Genomic DNA, 19,537 nt, shown 5'->3' on the forward strand with positions numbered 1-19,537 from the left:
GGCGGTTGAGGCGTGCAGGGTGCCGACAGCGGGGCACCGGAAGAGGCGTGTGGCCACTGCGGCGCTCCGGCGTGTCGGCACCACGGCGCGGCGGTTGCCGAACGGGAGGAGGTCGTCCCGTCAGACCTCGGCCCGCGTGACCTGGGCGCTCTGCGCGTCCTGGGGGAGCGGTGCGGTCCGTGTGGCTGTGGCGTGCCCGGTTGCGGCCTGCCCGGGGGCGGTGTGCTCGGGTGCGGCGGGTGTGGCTTCGCCTCCGGTGCGGGGGACGGCACGGGCGGCCGGGATGACACCGGCGATGAGCGCGGCGACGAGCGCGATGCCGCAGCCGATGACCAGGCCGGAACGGAAGCCGCTCTCGGAGGTGAAGGTGTGGCCGCCGATGGTGACGGTCATTTGCGAGAGGACCACGCCCATCACGGCGGCGCCGACCGAGGTGCCCAGTGAACGCATGAGGGCGTTGAAGCCGTTGGCGGCGGCGGTCTCGGCGAGCGGGACCGAGCTCATGATCAGTGCGGGCATCGAGCCGTACGCGAGCCCCACTCCGCTGTTGATGACCACGAGGGCGAGCATGAGGCCCCATGCGGAGCTCATGAGCACGAGCGACAGGCCGTACCCGACGGCCAGTACCAGAACGCCGCAGATCAGGGTGAACTTCGGGCCGCGGGCGTCGGTGAGCTTCCCGCCGAACGGCGAGACGATCATCATCATGATGCCTCCGGGCGCCATCCACAGACCGGCGGCGAGCATCGACTGGCCCAGTCCGTAGCCGGTGGCCTCCGGGAACTGGAGCAGCTGCGGCACGACCAGCATGCTCGCGTACATGCCGAAGCCGACGAAGACGGAGGCGACGTTGGTGAGCAGCACACGCGGGCGGGCCGTGGTGCGCAGGTCGACCAGCGGATCCCTGGTGCGCAGCTCCCAGGCGCCCCAGGCGGGCAGGACCACGACGGCCGCGGCGAACAGCCCGAGGGTGGTCGCGGAGGTCCAGCCCCAATCGGCGCCCTTCGACACGGCGAGCAGCAGGCAGACCAGTCCGGCGGCGAGCCCGACCGCCCCGGGGACGTCGAAGCGCTGACCCCTGGCCCCGGCGGGGACCTCGGGGATGAGGAACCAGATTGCCGCGCCGATCAGTACGGCCAGGACGGTGGAGCCCCAGAACAGCACCCGCCAGTCGGCGTACTGGGCCACCGCCGCCGCGATCGGCAGACCGAGCCCGCCGCCGATCCCCATGGAGGCGCTCACCAGCGCGATGGCGGAGCTGAGCTTCTCCGCGGGGACCACGTCGCGCAGCAGGGCGATGCCGAGCGGCACCATGCCCATGCCCATCCCCTGCAGCCCGCGTCCGATGATCATCGGCACGACGGAGGCGGCGAGGGCGCACACCAGTGAGCCGACCGCCAGCGGTACGGAGCACGCGAGGAGCATGCGGCGCTTGCCGATCAGGTCGCCGAGCCGTCCGGAGATCGGTACGCAGATCGCTCCCGCCAGCAGGGTGACGGTGATCACCCATGCCGCGTTCGACGACGTGGTGTGCAGGATCTCGGGCAGCTCCGCGATGAGCGGTGTGACCAGGGTCTGCATGACCGCGGCGGTGATGCCGGCGAGGGCCAGCGTGGCGACCACACCACCGGTGCGGGCCGTGGGCTGGGGGGCGTCCATTCGGGACTCCAGGAAGTGAGGGGCCGCCGGGCTCGGTTCCCTCGCCGGGGCCATAAGTAAACATCTGCTTACATGGACGCTAGAGCAGGCCCGGGCGTGCGGTCAACATTTGTTTACATGGCGGTGGACGTACCGTTCGGGTGGAGAGAGGACAGCAATGAGAGCCAGCAGTTCCCCAGACGACCCCTCGCCCGAGTCGTCGACGACCGGTCCCGCGCCGTCCGCGGCGACCACCGGTCCCACGTCGTCGGCCGGCACCACGCCCCTGGCTGCGACGGCCGGTGCGCCGCAGACGGCCCGGCGGGGCACCGGCGCCAGGACCCGTGCGCTCCTGCTCGAATCGGCCCGTCGCCGCTTCGCGCACGACGGATACGCGGCCACCACCGTGCGCGACATCGCCGACGACGCCGGTGTCAACGTCGCGCTCATCAACCGCTACTTCCGGTCCAAGGAAGGTCTCTTCGAAGCCTGTCTGAAGGCGGTCATCGGCGAACTCTCCCGCGAGGCGGGCACGGTCGCCGACCTGGAACAGATCCCGGAGGTCATCAGCGGTCACACCGCGGGTGTGCCCGCCTCGGACGCTCCCAGGGACGCGCTCCTCCTGCTGCTGCGTTCCTCCGGTGACGAGCGCACCGAGCGGATGCGCACCGGCCTGCTGCGAACGTTCAGCGAGCGGCTCGCCTCGGCGGCCGGATGGCGGCCCGACGCCCCCGGCGGCGACCAACTGCTCCTGCGCGCGCAACTGGTGCTGTCCGTGGCCTTCGGCATCACGGTGCTGCGCGCCTCCCGCGGCCTGGAACCGCTCGCGTCGGCCACCGAGAAAGACCTCGGAGACCCGCTGCGCGACGTGGTCGACGCCCTGCTCGCCACGGGCGGCACCGGGGTGTGACGCAGCGGCTGTGCCGGGACACGGCTCCGTGTCCCGGGCCGGCGTCGTGGACCGGGCGCCTTCACTGACCGGCGCGGACGGCGCGGGCGATGGTGGCGTCGACCAGGGCGAGTGCCTCCTCGGCGGTACGGTCGGGGTGGCGGTTCCACGGACCGATCAGACCGGTCCAGCCCCGGGAGCGGAGCTCGGTGACGAGCCAGGCGCCCGCCCGGTCCACAGTGTCCAGGGAGCCGTAGCCCAGACGGTGTGCGGTGAGGAGGGCGCCGCAGACGCACCGTGCCCCGCGGGCGTTGCGAAGTTTGTAGGGCGTGTTCTGCCAGCCCCACTCGGTCAGGATCCTTCGCGCGTGGGCGAGATGCGTGGAGGGCCGCACATCAGGCTGTCCGATGCGGCGCCAGGAGTGCAGCCGGTCGGGGAGGATCGCGCCCAGCCGCCCGGGAAGGGGCCGCTCGCGCGGCGCGGTGGCGGGCAGGGCCCGGACGGATTCGCTGATGAGCCGGTCGACCGGTACGGACAGCAGGGCGCGCCAGTCCGTCGGTCCAGGTCCCGGCGCCTGCTCCGCAGCCCCGGGGGAGGGCAGGGGCACCGGCTCGGAAGCCGTGAGATCCCAGCCGGAGACGATCTGCCGCCATGCCTCGGTGTCGTACAGGCGAACGACCTGGGCATCGAGCAGATCGGGGGTCAGGGCGGGTGCGGGGGTGGTGGGGAAGGGGGTCGGCATGGGCGCGGTGCCTCCGTCACGTCGTTCTCGGCGTTGAGCCGAATGTCCGCCGTGAGCGGAGATCGCTCCACCGGAGTGCGGCGTTCGGGTGTGTCGCGACGGATTCGAGGGACGGACGAGGGATACGGAGCTGCCGCCCGCGGCGCGTGGGCCGGGACGATTCGGACGGTTCCGTACCCACGCGGCGCACGTACACGGCGCCGGTGGCGATCGTGATTCCGCCCCCCCGTGTGCCGGTCCGCGTTGCCCCTGCCCGTCACACGTCCACGGGAAGTCCCGCCGCGCGCCAGGCCTGGAAGCCGCCGATCAGGTCCGTCGCCCGGTGCAGCCCGAGCTGCCGCAGGGACGCGACGGCGAGACTCGACGCGTAGCCCTCGTCGCAGACCACCACGATCCGAAGGTCGTGGCCCACCGCCTCCGGCAGCCGGTGGCTTCCCCACGGGTCCAGCCGCCACTCCAGTTCATTGCGTTCGACGACCAGTGCTCCGGGGATCAGCCCGTCCCGCTCCCGCAGTTGCGCGTAGCGGATGTCGACGAGCAGTGCCCCGTCCTCGGCCGCGGCGGCGGCCTCCCGCGGACCGACCCTGACGAACCCGGACCGGACACGTTCCAGCAGTTCGTCGATGCCGACGGGTCCCGACCCGCTCGTGCGATCGACCGGTTCCGACCCGCTCGCGCGGCCGACCGGTTCGGATCCGGCCGCGCACCTGTCGCTCACTGCCAGTCCTCCGGCCGTTCCACCTGTTCGAGGCGGAGCACGGAACCGGTTCGGCTGTAGCGCCGGATCCGGGGCAGCGGTGGGAAGTAGGCGTGGACGGAGACGGCATGCTCCGTGGTGGACTCGTTCAGCACCTCGTGGACGTGGTGATGGCCGAAGGCTCTGCCCCGACCGGCGGTCAGCACGCGGGAACGGTCGATGCCGTCGGTGAGCTCCAGGGTCTTCCAGCCGTCGGTGGGCAGCCGGGCGGCGAGCGAGTACTCCTTGAGGGTGCCGGTCGCGGTGGTGAAGGCGCCGATCGAGTCGGCGTGGTCGTGCCAGCCGGTGCCGCTGCCCGGTGGCCAGCCGATCAGCCACGCCTCACTGCCGCCGGGGCCGTCGAGCGGGAGCCAGGTGCGCCCTTCGGGGTCGAGGGGGAGCGAGGCGACGATGCGGGGGTCGGCGGCCACCCGGCGGACGAAGTCGAGCAGTTCGGCGGACGACGGACCGGAACCGGCCGTCGGCCCGGAGACGGCACCTGGACCGGTGGCCGTCGTAACGGCACCCGTACGGTCCGACGAGCCGGAAACGGACTCGGTACCGGCGGAGGCGGGCAGGGGTGCGGAGGATGAGGAAGGAGCAGACAAGGAGAGCCGTCCTGAAGGTTCGCGCGGGCGCGCGCCGTACGGAAGAGCGCACGGCGCGGCAGGGAGGGGCGAGTCAGCAGGACGGGCGACACACGCAGCCCGCATAGCGGAAGAGGTCCATATGGACCCTCCGCCACAGGCGCACATCGGTGTCGGTCACGTTCCGGAGTACACCACGCGGACCGGCAGCGGTCAATTGACGTCCACCGTCCGGTCGCGGTCGGAGCGCTCGGTGGTGTGTACCGCCCCGCCGCGTACCGCGTCCGCCGCCGCGTGGAGCTCCCGGGGCCGCACCCCGCCGAACGACGCCACGAGATGACCGTCGGGCCTGATCAGCAGGACGGTGTGCGCCGACGCCCCCGGATAGCTCTCCGTCACCAGAAGCTCGCTCCGCACCGGCAGCGCGTCGACCGCCGTGGCGAGTCGGGGCATGACCCCCGCGGTCATCCAGTGCCGCCGGTCCCACACCCCGGTGCCGGGCGCCACCAGGAGCACCAGCAGGTTCCCCAGCCCCAGCCGCTCGCGCAGCCGTACGGTCGTGCCGTCGGGCGCCGTCACCCGCACATCGATGACCGGCGCACCGGGGGGCGTACCCACGGAGGTGTGCGCCTCGGCATGCGCGGGCGCAAGGGGCGAATGCGAGTACGAAGGGGGCGCGCCGAGGGGGCCCCGGCCCAGATGCCCGTCCATGAGCAAGGAGTCGTGCCCCCGTGCGCTCCCCGGGACCAGGGTCCGCAGCCCCCCACCGCCGCGCAGGACCGGCAGCGACTGGTCCGCGGCCCGCAGCCGCGCGGCCACCGCGGCCCGCCGCTCCGCCTGATAGCTGTCGAGCAGTACGTCCGAGGCGCCCTGGTGCCAGGCGTGCGCCAGCTTCCAGGCGAGGTTCTCGGCGTCCCGCACCCCCTCGTCGAGCCCCTGGGTGCCCAGCGCGCCCAGTAGATGGGCGGCGTCCCCGGCCAGGAAGGCCCGGTCGGCCCGCCAGCGCAGGGCGAGCCGATGGTGCAGCGTGTACACGCCGGTGTCCAGCAGTTCGTACGGCGGCGTCTCGCCGCACCAGCCGGCCAGGGTGTCCCGGATCCGGGTGATCAGAGCGTCCGGGGTGACCAGTTCGCCGCGCGGCGGCAGCAGCCAGTCCAGCCGCCAGACGCCGTCCGGGAGCGGACGCGCGGTCACCTCGGCGCCGCCGGCGCGCCACGGTGGCAGCCGGTGCAGCACGGCCTGCCCCGGCCAGGGGAGTTCGGTGCGCAACGCGGCGACGGCATGGCGCTCCACCGCCGTGCGTCCCGGGAAGCGGATGTCGAGGAGCTTGCGCACGGTGGACCGGGCGCCGTCGCACCCCACCACGTAACTCCCGCGCCACCACGTGGCGTTCGGCTCCCTGGTGTGCACCGTGACGCCGGTGGTGTCCTGCTCCAGCCGGTCGACCCGGCTGTACGGCACCACCCGTACGAGTTCCTGCGTGGCGACCGCGTCCCGCAGTCCGCGGGTCAGGGTGTGCTGCGGCAGGTGGACGGGGGAGGGCGGCGGCGGATCGCCGTCGACTGCGTCCTCGTCCCGGCCCCGGCCTTCGCCCGTGCTCAGGGGCAGTTCACGCACCAGTTGCCTGCGCCGCATGGACCGCCACCCGGACCACCGCGCGCCCTCGTGCCCAAGCGCCGTGCAGCCCAGCCGTTCGACCAGGTCAGCGGTGTCCTCGCGCAGGATCACGGTCCGAGCGGGGCGCGTCTCGTCCCGGCCCTGGTCCTCGTCGAGGAGGACGGAGGGCACACCCTGGGCGGCGAGGGCGAGCGACAGCGCCAGACCGACCGGTCCCGCGCCGACGACGATCACCGGGTCCACGGGGCAACTCCTCGGACCGGGGCGCTCGGTGCGGACACGGGCGGCAGAAAGGCACGGCCCGGCACTGTGACAGGGCCTGGAGGAGGTGTGGCGGCGAAGGGTGCAGGGGGCGCGATCACAGAACGTATGCAACCTACTGCCGGTGCCCGCGTCAAGCGACGCCGGGCGACGGCGAGGGGCGGTGGCTGATCAGCCACCGCCCCTCGGGCACACGATGCGACGAACCGTCAGACGGCGCGCCCGTCGTCGACGACGAGCGCCGGCTCACCGACGGTCTCCGGTGCGCCCCCCGGCGTGGTTCCCTTGCTCTTCTTGTTGCGCCGCAGCCACCGCTCCAGCCAGCTCGCGAACGAGGTGAGCGCGAAGTTCAGCGCCACGAAGATCACGGCAATGACGGTGAAGCACGCGATGGTGTTGGCGCCGTAGTTGGCGCTCATCGGACGGACCGACGCCAGCAGTTCGGGGAAGGTCATCATGGCGCCGCCGAGCGCGGTGTCCTTCACGATGACGACGAGCTGGCTGACGATCGCCGGCAGCATGGCCGTCACCGCCTGCGGCAGCAGTACGAACACCATGACCTGGCTCTTGCGCATGCCGAGCGCCTTGGCCGCCTCCGCCTGGCCCTTCGGCAGGGACTCGATGCCGGCCCGCACGATCTCGGCGAGCACCGAGAAGTTGTACAGCACCAGACCGGTCACCACGGCGTACAGCGGACGCACATCGGTGTCGATGGTGGTGTACTCCGCGTACACCGCGTTCGCGGTGATCATCAGGATCAGCACGGGGACGGCGCGGAAGAGCTCCACGACGAAACCGGCCGGCATCCGCACCCAGCGGTGGTCCGACATTCTGCCGATACCGAACAGGGCACCCAGCGGCAGCGCGATGATCAGGGCGAAGAACGCCGCCTTGAGCGTGTTCTGGAGACCCGGCCAGATGTACGTCTCCCATGGCTGGATGCTGGTGAAGAAGGGCTCCCACTTGATCCAGTCGAGCTGGTGCTTCTCGGCCAGGCCGTCGTACACCCACCACACCACGGCCGCGGCGCCCAGGACGAACAACACCGTGTACAGGATGTTCCGCTGCTTGGCGCGCGGTCCCTGGGCGTCGTAGAGGACCGAGGAACTCATCGCTTCACCGCCACCTTCTTGCTCACCCAGCCGAGGATCAGGCCGGTCGGGAGGGTCAGGACGACGAAGCCGAACGCGAAGACCAGCGCGATCAGGATCAGCTGGGCCTCGGCCTCGATCATGTCCTTCATCAGGTACGAGGCCTCGATGACACCGATCGCGGAGGCGACCGTGGTGTTCTTCGTCAGCGCGATCAGCACGTTGGACAACGGGTTGACCACCGCACGGAACGCCTGGGGAAGGATGATCAGCCGCAGCACCTGCGTGAAGCTCAGCCCGAGCGCACGCGCCGCCTCGGCCTGGCCGACCGGCACCGTGTTGATGCCGGAGCGCAGCGCCTCGCACACGAAGGCCGCGGTGTAGGCGACCAGGGCGAGCACCGCCAGACGGAAGTTGATGTCGTCGATGACCTCGGCACCGAGCATGATGCCCAGCGTCTGGTACAGACCCAGCGACGAGAACACGATGATCACGGTCAGCGGAATGTTCCGGACCACATTGACGTACGCGGTGGCGAAGCCGCGCATCAGGGGGACCGGGCTGACCCTCATGCCGGCCAGTAGCGTTCCCCATATGAGGGAGCCGAGGGCGGAGTAGACGGTGAGCTGCACCGTCACCCAGAAGGCCCCCAGCAGGTCGTAACCTTCAAGAAAGTCGAACACGATCTCCCGCGCTTCCGCGTGTCGGAGGGAGGGCACGGCGCGCCGCCGTTCATGGACGGCGCGCCCGGTCAGCCCTGCTTCACTTGACGACGTTGCCGATCTTCGGGGCGGGCTCGTTCTTGTAGTTCGCCGGGCCGAAGTTGTCCTTCACGGCCTTGTCCCAGGAACCGTCCGAGACCATCTTGGTGAGAGCGTCGTTGATCTTCTTCTTGAGGTCGGCGTCGCCCTTCTTCAGGCCGATGCCGTAGTTCTCGTTGGTCATCTTGAAGCCGGCCAGCTTGAACTTCCCCTGGAACTCCTTCTGCGAGGCGTAGCCCGCAAGAATGTCGTCATCGGTGGTCAGGGCGTCGATGACCTTGTTCTCCAGGCCGGTCAGGCACTCCGAGTAGCCACCGTAGGTCTGGAGCTGCGCCTTCGGGGCCAGCTTGTCCTTGACGTTCTGCGCCGAGGTGGAACCGGCGACCGAACACAGCTTCTTGCTGTTCAGGTCCTCCGGCGACTTGATGGAGTCGTCGTCGGCGCGGACCAGGATGTCCTGGTGCGCCAGCAGGTACGGGCCCGCGAAGTCGACCTTCTGCAGCCGCTCGTCGTTGATCGAGTAGGAAGCGGCGATGAACTTCACGTCGCCGCGCTCGATCGCCGTCTCGCGGTCGGCGCTCTTGGTCTCCTTGAAGACGATGTCCTTGGCGTCGTAGCCGAGTTCCTTGGCGACGTACGTGGCGACGTCGACATCGAAGCCGGTGAACTTGCCGTCCGGCGTCTTCAGCCCCAGACCGGGCTGGTCGATCTTGATGCCGATGGTGATCTTGCCGCTGCCCGAACCGTCCGAACCGCCGTCCTTCTTGTCGGAACCACAGGCGGTGGCGGTCAGGGCGAGAGCGAGCACGGCGGCCGAGGCGGCGGTGACCTTACGAAGCTGCATGATGACATTCCCTAGAGTTGACGCGATGCGGGAGACCGACCGGTTCACGGACCGGCGGTGAGGAATCGATCGGCTCGGGCCGATCGATTCCGGTCGATCGGTTCCGATCAGTGGTGAAGGATCTTCGAGAGGAAGTCCTTGGCCCGGTCGCTGCGCGGGTTGCTGAAGAACTGGTCGGGCGCGGCCTCTTCGACGATTTTCCCGTCCGCCATGAAGACGACCCGGTTCGCGGCCGAACGCGCGAAGCCCATCTCGTGCGTGACCACGACCATCGTCATGCCCTCCCGGGCGAGCTGCTGCATGACGTCCAGCACCTCGTTGATCATCTCCGGGTCGAGCGCGGAGGTCGGCTCGTCGAAGAGGATCACCTTGGGATCCATCGCCAACGCCCGGGCGATGGCCACGCGTTGCTGCTGACCGCCGGAGAGCTGGGCCGGGTACTTGTCGGCCTGCGTCGCGACTCCCACCCGCTCCAGCAGCGAACGGGCCTTGTCCTCGGCGGCCTTTTTGTCGGTCTTGCGGACCTTGATCTGACCCAGCATCACATTTTCGAGCACCGTCTTGTGCGCGAAGAGATTGAACGACTGGAAAACCATCCCGACATCGGCGCGCAGCCGTGCCAGCTCCCGGCCCTCCGGCGGCAGCGGCTTGCCGTCGATCGAGATGTCGCCCGAGTCGATCGTCTCCAAGCGGTTGATCGTGCGGCACAGCGTGGACTTCCCGGACCCGGAGGGTCCGATGACGACCACGACCTCGCCGCGGGCGATGGTCAGGTCGATGTCCTGGAGCACATGCAGCGCGCCGAAGTGCTTGTTGACGTTGCTCAGTACGACAAGGTCGTTCGCCGCGGGTGCGGCGTCCTCGGCGCCCTTGGTCACTGAAACTCCGCTCATCGGCTTCTTGCTCCGTCCTCCTCGGTTGGGAAGGACCCTAGGGTTGCGGTGCGACCAGCGTCATCACATCTGAGCGAGAATTGAGGATAACGATCCGGTGGCGCCCGGACACGCCCTGTGACCGGGGATGCGGACGGGACACCCCGGGCGTACCGGGTGGATAACAGATGGCCCGATGCGACGGGCGGGCTCTTGACTGGCGTACCGCTCATCGGAGTGGATGCCCTGGTACGCCATCACGCGAAACACCTCCGTACGGGGAAGTGACCAGAGGCGTACGAAACACGACACCGGGAGCGGCACGGGCTTTCGCACGCGCGCCGCGCGGACCCCCTGGCCGCGGGCAGCCCGCGGCGACCGGCACCGCACCATCGCACCACGGAAGGAGGGCGCATGAGACTGCTGCTCGTCGAGGACGACAACCACGTCGCGGCCGCGCTCTCCGCGATACTCGCCCGGCACGGCTTCCAGGTCGTGCACGCACGCACCGGCGAGGACGCGCTCCAGGCGCTGTTGCCCGCGGACACGGAACCCTTCGGCGTCGTGCTCCTCGACCTCGGCCTGCCCGACCAGGACGGCTACGAGGTGTGCGGGAAGATCCGCAAGCGCACGTCCACACCGGTCATCATGGTGACCGCCCGCGCCGATGTCCGTTCGCGGATCCACGGCCTCAACCTCGGGGCAGACGACTACGTGGTGAAGCCGTACGACACCGGCGAACTCCTCGCCCGCATCCACGCCGTCAGCCGGCGCACGTCGGCCGGCGAGGACACCGTGTCCACACCGGTCGCCGCGCTCCGCCTGGGGAACGTCCGGATCGAGCTGCCGACCCGCCGGGTCAGTGTGGACGGTTCGGAGATCCAGCTCACCCGCAAGGAGTTCGACCTGCTCGCGCTGCTGGCCCAGCGGCCCGGTGTGGTCTTCCGCAGGGAGCAGATCATCAGCGAGGTGTGGCGCACGAGTTGGGAGGGCACGGGCCGCACGCTCGAAGTGCACGTCGCGTCCCTGCGTTCCAAGCTGCGGCTGCCCGCACTGATCGAGACGGTGCGCGGGGTCGGCTACCGTCTCGTCGACCCGGCCGCGTAGCGGCGGCGGAGACGAACAGAGGCATACGTCCCAGGTGCGCACCCGGCTGCTTCCCCTTCTTATCGTGCTCATGGCGAGCGTGCTGCTCGCCCTCGGCTTCCCGCTGGCCGTGAGCGTGGCCAACGCCGAGCAGCAGCGTGTCGTCATCGACCGCATCGACGACGCCGCGCGGTTCGCCGCGCTCGCCCAGTTCGTCGCCGAACGCACTCCCGGCTACGAGGAGCGACGCGACACCCTGAGGGGCGAACTCGACACCTACGACTCGGTGTACGGCATCCACGCCGGCGTCCTCTACCGCGACGACAGCGCCATGGCCAAGGCCCCGGCGGACTGGCAGCTGCCCTTGGACGGGGAGGGGCGGGAGGCGTTCCAGGAGGCGCTCCTCGGGCGCCGCAGCCACGATCCGCAGCAGGTCTGGCCCTGGCAACGGGGCAGGATCGTCATCGCCTCGCCCGTCGTGCGGGACGGCGATGTCGTCGCCGTCGTGGTCATCGACTCGCCCACGTCCGGGATGCGCGCGCGCACGCTGCGCGGCTGGCTGCTGATCGCCGCGGGCGAGGCGATCGCCATGCTGGTGGCGGTCGGAGCCGCGATCAGACTCACCGGCTGGGTGCTGCTGCCGGTACGGACCCTGGACGCGGCCACCCACGACATCGCCAGCGGCCGGATGAGATCGAGGGTCGCGGCCTCCGGCGGCCCGCCCGAACTCAGACGTCTGGCCCGCTCGTTCAACGAGATGGCCGACAACGTCGAGAACGTGCTGGAGCAGCAGCGCGCCTTCGTCGCCGACGCCTCGCACCAACTGCGCAACCCTCTCTCCGCGTTGTTGCTGCGGATCGAGCTCCTCGCGCTCGAACTCCCCGAGGGCAACGAGGAGATCGCTTCCGTGCGCACGGAGGGCAAGCGCCTCGCGCAGGTCCTGGACGACCTGCTCGACCTGGCGCTCGCCGAGCACGCCGCGGCCGACCTGCGACTCACGGACATCGGCGCGCTCACCGAGGAACGCGTCGCCTCCTGGCGCCCGGTCGCCGACGACAAGGGGGTACGGCTCCGGTCGGACGGACCGACCGCGGTGACGGCCTGGACGGACCCCATCGCGCTGTCGAGCGCCCTCGACGCCGTCATCGACAACGCCCTCAAGTTCACCCCCGCCGGGGAGGAGGTCCTGGTTATGGTCGGTTCCGGACGCGACGACGTCACGGTGGTCGTCGCCGACCACGGCCCCGGCCTCACCCCGCAGGAGCTGGAACGCGTCGGGGACCGGTTCTGGCGCAGCGCGCAGCACCAGAACGTGAAGGGATCGGGTCTCGGACTCTCCATCTCCAAGGCCCTCCTGGCCGCGGGCGGCGGCTCCCTCGACTACACGGCCAACGAACCGCACGGGCTGCGCGTGACGGTGACGGTGCCGCGCAACGGCCCGCAGGGCTGAGCGGCCGTACCGCGTGCGCGGTCACGGCCCGGCCGGGCGGCCGGGTACGACCGGGTCGCCGCCGGGCGGGACCCGTGTACGGGCCGGCGCGCGTCACGGACCGAGGGGCACGGACCACGGACCACGCCCTGTGCATCACCGGTCATGGCTTGACCGAGCGGTAGTACCGCTTGGCACCCTCGTGCAACGGCAACGGATCGGTGTAGATCGCCGTCCGCAGGTCCACCAGTTGGGCCGCGTGCACCTCGCGTCCGATCCGGTCCCGGCTGTCGATCACGGTCCGGGTGAACGCCGCGGTCATCGACGGATCCGTGCGGTCGGTGGTCACCAGGACATTGGCGATCGCCAATGTCGGCACCGCCTGACCCTGCTGCGCGTTGCGGTAGGCGTCGGCGGGCATCACGGCCGACCGGTAGTGGCGGGCGGCCCCGCCCACCGCCTGAAGCTCCTTGACCAGCGACGCCTCCATCGGCACCAGCCGTACCGCGAACCGGTCCGACAGCTCCTGCACGGCGGAGGTGGGCAGTCCGCCCGACCAGAAGAAGGCGTCGAGCCGACCGGTCTCCAGCTGCCTCGGCATGGTGTCGATGCCGTCGGGCACCGGTGTCACGTCGTCGTTCGGGTCCAGTCCGGCGGCCTCCATCACGCGGTCGGCGACCAGCCGCACCCCCGATCCCGGCTGCCCCACCCCGATGCGCAGGCCGCGCAGGTCGGAGACCTGGCGCACCGGCGAGCCCCGGGGCACCACCAGCTGGATGTAGTCGTCGTACAGCCGCACGCAGCCCCGCAGCCGGTCGGCGCCCGGACCGCGGTCGTGCAGATAGGTGGCGAGGGCGTCGGCGGTGGCGATGGTGAAGTCGGCCTTCCCGGTCGCCACCCGCGCGATGTTCTGCTGGGAACCCTCACTGGTCCGCAGCCGGATCGACACCTGCGGCAGGTCCCTGGCGAGGTCGCCCATCAGCCGCTCGCCGTAGCGCTGGTAGACCCCGCTGCGCACCCCGGTGCTGAACGTCAGCGTCCCGCTCGGCGCCGGCTTCCCGAGCGGCAGCAGCCACCACAGCAACAGCCCGAGCACGACGACGAGGACGGCACCCACCCGGAGGGCGCGCCGGCGGCCGATACGGGAGAGCGCCTGGAGCATGGCGGCGATCCTGCCAGCCCGTCCCCGCGATGACCAGGGCCGGGGCTCCGGAGCGGGAGGCGCTCCCGGGACCGCCTACCCTTGAGGGATGACCAGCAGCAGCGACCGGAGCCTCGCAGTGGACGTCCAAGCACCCAAGAGCTACGAAATCCGCACCTACGGGTGCCAGATGAACGTCCACGACTCCGAGCGGTTGTCCGGTCTGCTGGAGGGCGCGGGTTACGTGCGGGCCGCCGAGGGCTCCGACGGGGACGCCGACGTGGTCGTCTTCAACACGTGCGCGGTGCGGGAGAACGCCGACAACAAGCTCTACGGCAACCTCGGCAGGCTCGCCCCGATGAAGGCCAGGCGCCCTGGCATGCAGATCGCCGTCGGCGGCTGCCTGGCGCAGAAGGACCGGGCCACGATCGTCGAGCGGGCCCCCTGGGTGGACGTCGTCTTCGGCACGCACAACATCGGCAAGCTGCCGGTGCTGCTGGAGCGCGCCCGCGTCCAGGAGGAGGCCCAGATCGAGATCGCCGAGTCCCTGGAGGCGTTTCCCTCCACCCTGCCCACGCGGCGCGAGTCCGCCTACGCGGCGTGGGTCTCCATCTCCGTCGGCTGCAACAACACCTGCACCTTCTGCATCGTCCCGGCGCTGCGCGGCAAGGAGAAGGACCGCCGCACCGGCGACATCCTCGCCGAGATCGAGGCACTGGTCGCCGAGGGCGTCTCGGAGATCACCCTGCTCGGCCAGAACGTGAACGCGTACGGCTCGGACATCGGCGACCGGGAGGCGTTCTCCAAGCTGCTGCGCGCCTGCGGGACGATCGAGGGCCTGGAACGGGTCCGCTTCACCTCCCCGCACCCGCGCGACTTCACGGACGACGTGATCGCGGCCATGGCCGAGACGCCCAACGTGATGCCCCAGCTGCACATGCCGCTGCAGTCCGGCTCGGACACCGTGCTCAGGGCGATGCGCCGCTCGTACCGCCAGGAGCGCTTCCTCGGCATCATCGAGAAGGTGCGCGACGCGATGCCGGACGCCGCCATCTCCACCGACATCATCGTGGGCTTCCCCGGCGAGACCGAGGAGGACTTCGAGCAGACCCTGCACGTGGTCCGCGAGGCGCGTTTCGCCAACGCCTTCACTTTCCAGTACTCCAAGCGCCCCGGGACCCCGGCCGCCGAGATGGAGGGGCAGATCCCCAAGGAGGTGGTCCAGGAGCGCTACATGCGCCTGTCCGCCCTTCAGGAGGAGATCTCCTGGGAGGAGAACAAGAAGCAGGTCGGCCGGACGCTGGAGATCATGGTCGCGGAGGGCGAGGGCCGCAAGGACGGCGCTACGCACCGCCTCTCCGGCCGCGCCCCCGACAACCGCCTGGTCCACTTCACCAAGCCCGACGAGGAGGTGCGTCCGGGCGACGTGGTGACGGTGGAGGTCACGTACGCGGCCCCGCACCACCTGCTCGCCGAGGGACCCGCGGTGGGCGTGCGGCGGACCCGGGCCGGGGACGCCTGGGAGAAGCGCAACGCCGCCGAGGCGGCCAAGCCGGCCGGAGTGATGCTGGGGCTGCCCGGCATCGGCGCCCCGGCCCCGCTGCCGGCCGCGGCGGCCCCCGGCTGCGGCTGCGACTGAGAGCCTGTCGGGCGACCTCCGACCGGGCGGTCATGCCCTGGCACGCACGCTTCCGGCGTTGCCGAAATGTCCACGCAACTCCACTGCGCGGACATCCCGGCGCCTTGGAACCGCACGCACCATGTCGCGTCCGCTTTCCGGTCGAAGGCCACCCGACAGGCTCTGAGCCCGGCGCCCGCCCGCTCCGGCGATGACGGCGGACCGGCCGCGGGGCGGTAACGGTCGGCCGGAGTCGTGTGCTCACGCAGTACGCTGCCGACCATGCTTGTCGCCGCCGCTGTCTGCCCCTGTCCGCCCCTGCTGGTACCCGAGGTCGCCGCCGGTGCCGCGCCCGAGCTCGACGCGCTGCGGAAGGCGTGCACTGATGCCGTGGACGTGCTCGCCACCGCCCGGCCCGACCTGTTGATCGTGGTCGGGCCCGCCGCCCGAGCGGGCCGGGGACCGCACTCCGAGGGTGCCACCGCCACGTTCCGGGGCTTCGGCGTCGACCTCGGCGTACGGCTCGGGCGCGACCTGGGACGGGTGGCGGACCGTCCGCTGCCGCCGTCCCTGGCCGTGGGCGCCTGGCTGCTCGCCGATGCAGGCTGGTCGGATGCACCCGTCGAAGGTCTCGGCGTGGGGGAGCCCCTGGAGACCGAACGCTGCGTGAGCTCGGGGCGGGACCTGGCCGCCCGGGCGGACCGGGTGGCGCTGCTGGTGATGGGCGACGGCAGCGCCTGCCGCACGCTCAAGGCCCCCGGCTACCTGGACGAGCGTGCAGAAGCGTTCGACGCCGCCGCCGCGCGCGCCCTGGGCGCGGCCGATCCCGGTGCCCTGGTCGCATTGGACGCGTCGCTCGCACACGAACTGAAGGCGGCCGGCCGCGCGCCCTGGCAGGTCCTCGCGGGCGCGGCCGAAGGGGCCGACCTGCGCGGACGGCTGCTCTACGACGACGCCCCGTACGGCGTCGGCTACATGGTCGCCGCCTGGTCCTGAGACCCGTACGGGAGCCGTCCGCCAGGCCCCGGGAGCCGTACCGGGAGGGCACCGCACGGAGACACGCGTACGGCGGGCGGCCGTGCGGTCTTCGCACTGCGCGGCCGCCCGTCGGCGCGGTTCTCCCGTTCCGCCGGACGTCCCGGTCGGCGTGACGCCACCGAGCGGCCGAGTGTCACGAAGCGGGCGGTGGCGCGCTCGGCGGCGTGTCGTCCCCGCGCTCGGGCGCACCGTCCTCGTGCTTGTGGGACAGGCGTTCGACCGCTTCCTTGGCCTTTCTCGTGCCGGACTCGATCTTCTCGCTGTACTTGCCCTTGGTCTTTTCGTCGACCGTCCGTGCCGCCTTGTCGAGGCCGTGGTCGATCCTGTCCCCGTGCTGATGCGCGAGTTCGCCGACCTTTTCCCTGGCGGGGCTCAGCTTGGCCTTCAAAGTGTCCAGGAAGCCCATCGGGCACCTTCCCTGCTGGAAGAAACCATGGCCGGGCGTCCTGTCCGGTCCGGCCGCCGACCGCTTCGCCCACCGGCTTCGCAGTCGCATTCCAAACCGTGAAAAACGCCCGTATTCACGTATAAATTCTACTGGTTTGAGCGAGGATTCGCTCCGCTCGGCGTCGCAGGACCGGCGCCCGCCCCGGGCCGCCGTACTCGTTCGGGAACAGGGCGGAAGGTTTGCGAGACTGGGGCGGTGACAAGCTCAGCTCCCGCACCGCGGGTCATCACCGTCGTCGGCCCCACCGCTGCCGGAAAGTCCGATCTGGGGGTGTTCCTCGCTCAGCGGCTCGACGGCGAAGTGGTCAACGCCGACTCCATGCAGCTCTACCGGGGCATGGACATCGGCACCGCGAAGCTGACGCTCCCCGAGCGCGGGGACGTGCCGCACCACCTGCTGGACATCTGGGACGTCACGGAGACCGCCAGCGTCGCCGAGTACCAGCGACTGGCCCGCGGGGAGATCGACCGACTGCTCGCGGCGGGGCGCACCCCCGTCCTGGTCGGCGGCTCCGGCCTCTACGTGAAGGGCGCCATCGACGCACTGGAGTTCCCCGGCACGGACCCGGAGGTGCGGGCCAGGCTGGAGGAGGAGCTGACCGAGCGCGGCCCCGGGGCGCTGCACGCCCGGCTCGCCGCCGCCGACCCGGAGGCGGGCCGGGCCATCCTGCCGAGCAACGGCCGGAGGATCGTCCGGGCCCTCGAAGTCATCGAGATCACCGGCAGACCCTTCACCGCCAACCTTCCGGGTAACGATGCGGTGTACGACACCGTCCAGATCGGCGTCGACGTGGCCCGGCCCGAACTCGACGAACGCATCGCCCTGCGGGTGGACCGGATGTGGGAGGCCGGACTCGTCGACGAGGTGCGCGATCTGGAGGCACGAGGTCTGCGCGACGGACTGACCGCCTCCCGGGCGCTCGGCTACCAGCAGGTGCTGGCCGCGCTGGCCGGGGAATGCACTGAGGAGGAGGCGCGCGCCGAGACGATCCGCGCCACCAAACGATTCGCGCGCCGTCAGGACTCGTGGTTCCGCCGCGACCCGCGGGTCCACTGGCTGAGCGGTGCCGCCGAGGACCGCGGGGAACTCCCGCACCGGGCTCTGGCGTTGGTCGAACGAGCGGTCACAGCCTGATCACGTGATGGCATCGGGACGCCCCGCCCGTCATTCCGGTGCCTCGGGGCGTGCCATCATCGAGCATCGATCGATCAGTGGAGTCCGAGTTGGGAGGGCGCGTGGCGATGGAGGCCGGCCCTCGCGACACGGAAGACGACGCACCGGACACGCGACACGCGCCCGCGCACGACGAGGGTCGCGCGACGGCGCATGGGACGGGCCACGAACCGGGGCGTCTGAGCCCCGACGGGCCCGACGAACTCGACGTGCCCGCCGAGGTCGAGGTCGAGCTGCGGCCCGCCCGGCGGATGCGCATCTGGCAGCTCGCGCCGATCGTCGCGCTCGCCGCCGTGGGCTCGCTGATGTTCGCCTTCCCGCTCGCCTTCGAGTTCGGAGACGGCGGCGCGGTCGTCGCCATGCTGGGCCTGCTGATCAGCGGCTGTGCCGCGGGCTGGGGCATGATGGCCGCCCGCCGCGTCGGCTACACCTGGCCCGGACTGCCGCAGCGGGGTACGGGCGAGCGGCCCGACTGGCGGGTGGTCGCCCTGTACGTCGCCGTCTGCCTCGTCCTGGTCGCCCTGGCCGTCGGGCGCGTGGCCCGGCTCCGCTGACCTGCTCCGACGGCCCCTCCGGCGCTGCCCGACGGCGTGCCCGGCGACCGGCCGCGTCCCGTGCCCGCCCCACCCCGGCGCTCCGCCCGGCCCGGTTTCGGCGGGCCTCGCCGCCGCCTCGTACAGTTGCCCTGTGAGCACCTCGCAGATCACCTTCCTCAAGGGCCACGGCACCGAGAACGACTTCGTGATCGTTCCCGACCCGGACGACGCCGTGGACCTGCCCCCCGCGGTCGTCGCCCGGCTGTGCGACCGCCGGGCCGGTATCGGCGGGGACGGGCTGCTGCACGTCGTACGGTCCGCCGCGCATCCCGAGGCGCGTGCCATGGCGGACGAGGCCGAGTGGTTCATGGACTACCGCAATGCCGACGGCTCCGTCGCCGAGATGTGCGGCAACGGCGTACGCGTCTTCGCCCGTTATCTGCAGCGCGCCGGACACGTCGAGGCGGGCGACCTCGCCGTAGCCACCCGGGGCGGCGTCAAGAAGGTGCACATCGCCAAGGAGGGCGACATCACCGTCTCCATGGGACGCGCGACCCTGCCGGAGGACGGGGTCACGGTCACCGTGGACGGCCGCGGCTGGGACGCCCGCAACGTGAACATGGGCAATCCGCACGCCGTCGTCTTCGTCGACGAACTGGAGCACGCCGGCACCCTGCTGGCCACCCCGTCCTACAGCCCCGCGGCCGTCTACCCCGACGGCGTCAACATCGAGTTCGTCGTCGACCGGGGTCCCCGCCATGTGGCCATGCGGGTCCACGAGCGCGGCTCGGGGGAGACCCGCTCCTGCGGCACGGGCGCCTGCGCCGTCGCCGTCGCCACGGCCCGCAGGGACGGCGTCGACCCCGCGCGGACCGGCACCCCGGTCACGTACACGGTCGACCTGCCCGGCGGCACCCTCGTCATCACCGAGCACCCGGACGGCGAGATCGAGATGACCGGCCCCGCCGTGATCGTCGCCGAGGGCGTCATCGATCCGGCTTGGCTCGCCGCCCGGCCCGCGTAGCGGCCC

Annotated in this window: 20 protein-coding genes; 8 read left to right on the top strand and 12 right to left on the bottom strand. The window is 71.2% G+C overall.

The features are described 5' to 3' along the window. Nucleotides 1-120 precede the first annotated feature (120 nt). Nucleotides 121-1,659 carry an MFS transporter gene (locus ACFYY6_RS25355; RefSeq protein WP_389195302.1) on the bottom strand — a complete coding sequence of 513 codons (1,539 nt, stop codon included), beginning with the start codon at nucleotides 1,657-1,659 and terminating at the stop codon, nucleotides 121-123. A gap of 157 nt (nucleotides 1,660-1,816) precedes the next feature. On the opposite strand from ACFYY6_RS25355, the gene ACFYY6_RS25360 reads away from it, so the two are divergent. After that, nucleotides 1,817-2,548, top strand: coding sequence for a TetR family transcriptional regulator (locus ACFYY6_RS25360; RefSeq protein WP_351516241.1), 732 nt, complete (start codon nucleotides 1,817-1,819; stop codon nucleotides 2,546-2,548). A 61-nt stretch (nucleotides 2,549-2,609) separates the two neighbouring features. On the opposite strand, the gene ACFYY6_RS25365 is transcribed toward ACFYY6_RS25360, so the two are convergent. From ACFYY6_RS25365 to ACFYY6_RS25405, 9 genes are all read right to left on the bottom strand, one after another. Then, complete coding sequence (locus ACFYY6_RS25365) at nucleotides 2,610-3,269, bottom strand: hypothetical protein (RefSeq protein ID WP_351516242.1); 660 nt, start codon at nucleotides 3,267-3,269, stop codon at nucleotides 2,610-2,612. A gap of 256 nt (nucleotides 3,270-3,525) precedes the next feature. Continuing rightward, a complete protein-coding gene (locus ACFYY6_RS25370) occupies nucleotides 3,526-3,894 on the bottom strand; it encodes a rhodanese-like domain-containing protein (protein WP_351624000.1) in 369 nt (122 codons plus the stop codon). A gap of 89 nt (nucleotides 3,895-3,983) precedes the next feature. Continuing rightward, on the bottom strand, nucleotides 3,984-4,457 hold the full coding sequence (locus ACFYY6_RS25375) for a cysteine dioxygenase (RefSeq protein ID WP_351623998.1): 474 nt from the start codon (nucleotides 4,455-4,457) through the stop codon (nucleotides 3,984-3,986). Nucleotides 4,458-4,686: 229 nt separating this feature from the next. After that, nucleotides 4,687-4,773, bottom strand: a complete 87-nt coding sequence (locus ACFYY6_RS25380) for a putative leader peptide (RefSeq protein ID WP_351516398.1) — start codon at nucleotides 4,771-4,773, stop codon at nucleotides 4,687-4,689. Nucleotides 4,774-4,805: 32 nt separating this feature from the next. Continuing rightward, nucleotides 4,806-6,452, bottom strand: coding sequence for an FAD-dependent monooxygenase (locus ACFYY6_RS25385; protein ID WP_389195305.1), 1,647 nt, complete (start codon nucleotides 6,450-6,452; stop codon nucleotides 4,806-4,808). Between the two features lie 227 nt (nucleotides 6,453-6,679). Next, nucleotides 6,680-7,582, bottom strand: coding sequence for an amino acid ABC transporter permease (locus ACFYY6_RS25390; RefSeq protein ID WP_351516246.1), 903 nt, complete (start codon nucleotides 7,580-7,582; stop codon nucleotides 6,680-6,682). Next, a complete protein-coding gene (locus tag ACFYY6_RS25395) occupies nucleotides 7,579-8,244 on the bottom strand; it encodes an amino acid ABC transporter permease (protein WP_351516247.1) in 666 nt (221 codons plus the stop codon). The genes ACFYY6_RS25390 and ACFYY6_RS25395 overlap by 4 nt, the downstream gene beginning before the upstream one ends. 79 nt (nucleotides 8,245-8,323) lie before the next feature. After that, the gene (locus ACFYY6_RS25400) at nucleotides 8,324-9,166 is read right to left on the bottom strand and encodes a glutamate ABC transporter substrate-binding protein (protein ID WP_351516249.1); all 843 of its coding nucleotides are present in this window, start codon (nucleotides 9,164-9,166) and stop codon (nucleotides 8,324-8,326) included. Between the two features lie 107 nt (nucleotides 9,167-9,273). Continuing rightward, the gene (locus ACFYY6_RS25405) at nucleotides 9,274-10,059 is read right to left on the bottom strand and encodes an amino acid ABC transporter ATP-binding protein (RefSeq protein WP_351516250.1); all 786 of its coding nucleotides are present in this window, start codon (nucleotides 10,057-10,059) and stop codon (nucleotides 9,274-9,276) included. 393 nt (nucleotides 10,060-10,452) lie between these two features. On the opposite strand from ACFYY6_RS25405, the gene ACFYY6_RS25410 reads away from it, so the two are divergent. Together ACFYY6_RS25410 and ACFYY6_RS25415 are read left to right on the top strand one after the other, a co-directional pair. Then, on the top strand, nucleotides 10,453-11,145 hold the full coding sequence (locus ACFYY6_RS25410) for a response regulator transcription factor (RefSeq protein WP_351516251.1): 693 nt from the start codon (nucleotides 10,453-10,455) through the stop codon (nucleotides 11,143-11,145). Nucleotides 11,146-11,179: 34 nt separating this feature from the next. Further along, complete coding sequence (locus ACFYY6_RS25415) at nucleotides 11,180-12,574, top strand: ATP-binding protein (RefSeq protein ID WP_389195308.1); 1,395 nt, start codon at nucleotides 11,180-11,182, stop codon at nucleotides 12,572-12,574. 142 nt (nucleotides 12,575-12,716) lie between these two features. Here ACFYY6_RS25415 and ACFYY6_RS25420 read toward each other — a convergent pair whose 3' ends face one another. Beyond that, on the bottom strand, nucleotides 12,717-13,715 hold the full coding sequence (locus tag ACFYY6_RS25420; RefSeq protein WP_351516254.1) for a TAXI family TRAP transporter solute-binding subunit: 999 nt from the start codon (nucleotides 13,713-13,715) through the stop codon (nucleotides 12,717-12,719). Nucleotides 13,716-13,803: 88 nt separating this feature from the next. Here ACFYY6_RS25420 and miaB point away from each other — a divergent pair, with 88 nt between their 5' ends. Together miaB and ACFYY6_RS25430 are read left to right on the top strand one after the other, a co-directional pair. After that, complete coding sequence (miaB, locus tag ACFYY6_RS25425; protein ID WP_386607575.1) at nucleotides 13,804-15,333, top strand: tRNA (N6-isopentenyl adenosine(37)-C2)-methylthiotransferase MiaB; 1,530 nt, start codon at nucleotides 13,804-13,806, stop codon at nucleotides 15,331-15,333. A 261-nt stretch (nucleotides 15,334-15,594) separates the two neighbouring features. Then, complete coding sequence (locus ACFYY6_RS25430; protein ID WP_386607573.1) at nucleotides 15,595-16,308, top strand: class III extradiol dioxygenase subunit B-like domain-containing protein; 714 nt, start codon at nucleotides 15,595-15,597, stop codon at nucleotides 16,306-16,308. Between the two features lie 175 nt (nucleotides 16,309-16,483). Here ACFYY6_RS25430 and ACFYY6_RS25435 read toward each other — a convergent pair whose 3' ends face one another. Then, complete coding sequence (locus ACFYY6_RS25435; RefSeq protein ID WP_351516258.1) at nucleotides 16,484-16,756, bottom strand: antitoxin; 273 nt, start codon at nucleotides 16,754-16,756, stop codon at nucleotides 16,484-16,486. 237 nt (nucleotides 16,757-16,993) lie between these two features. On the opposite strand from ACFYY6_RS25435, the gene miaA reads away from it, so the two are divergent. The 3 genes from miaA to dapF all read left to right on the top strand — a co-directional run bounded on the left by miaA (nucleotide 16,994) and on the right by dapF (nucleotide 19,531). Beyond that, nucleotides 16,994-17,932 (top strand): tRNA (adenosine(37)-N6)-dimethylallyltransferase MiaA, encoded by a 939-nt coding sequence (miaA, locus tag ACFYY6_RS25440; RefSeq protein WP_351516259.1) that lies wholly within the window; start codon nucleotides 16,994-16,996, stop codon nucleotides 17,930-17,932. A 107-nt stretch (nucleotides 17,933-18,039) separates the two neighbouring features. Next, complete coding sequence (locus ACFYY6_RS25445; protein WP_351516399.1) at nucleotides 18,040-18,525, top strand: hypothetical protein; 486 nt, start codon at nucleotides 18,040-18,042, stop codon at nucleotides 18,523-18,525. 133 nt (nucleotides 18,526-18,658) lie between these two features. Then, complete coding sequence (gene dapF, locus ACFYY6_RS25450) at nucleotides 18,659-19,531, top strand: diaminopimelate epimerase (protein ID WP_389195312.1); 873 nt, start codon at nucleotides 18,659-18,661, stop codon at nucleotides 19,529-19,531. Nucleotides 19,532-19,537 lie beyond the last annotated feature (6 nt).

Origin of the sequence: Streptomyces sp. NPDC001750 (genome assembly GCF_042892615.1) — a bacterium.
Taxonomy (GTDB): Bacteria; Actinomycetota; Actinomycetes; order Streptomycetales; family Streptomycetaceae; genus Streptomyces.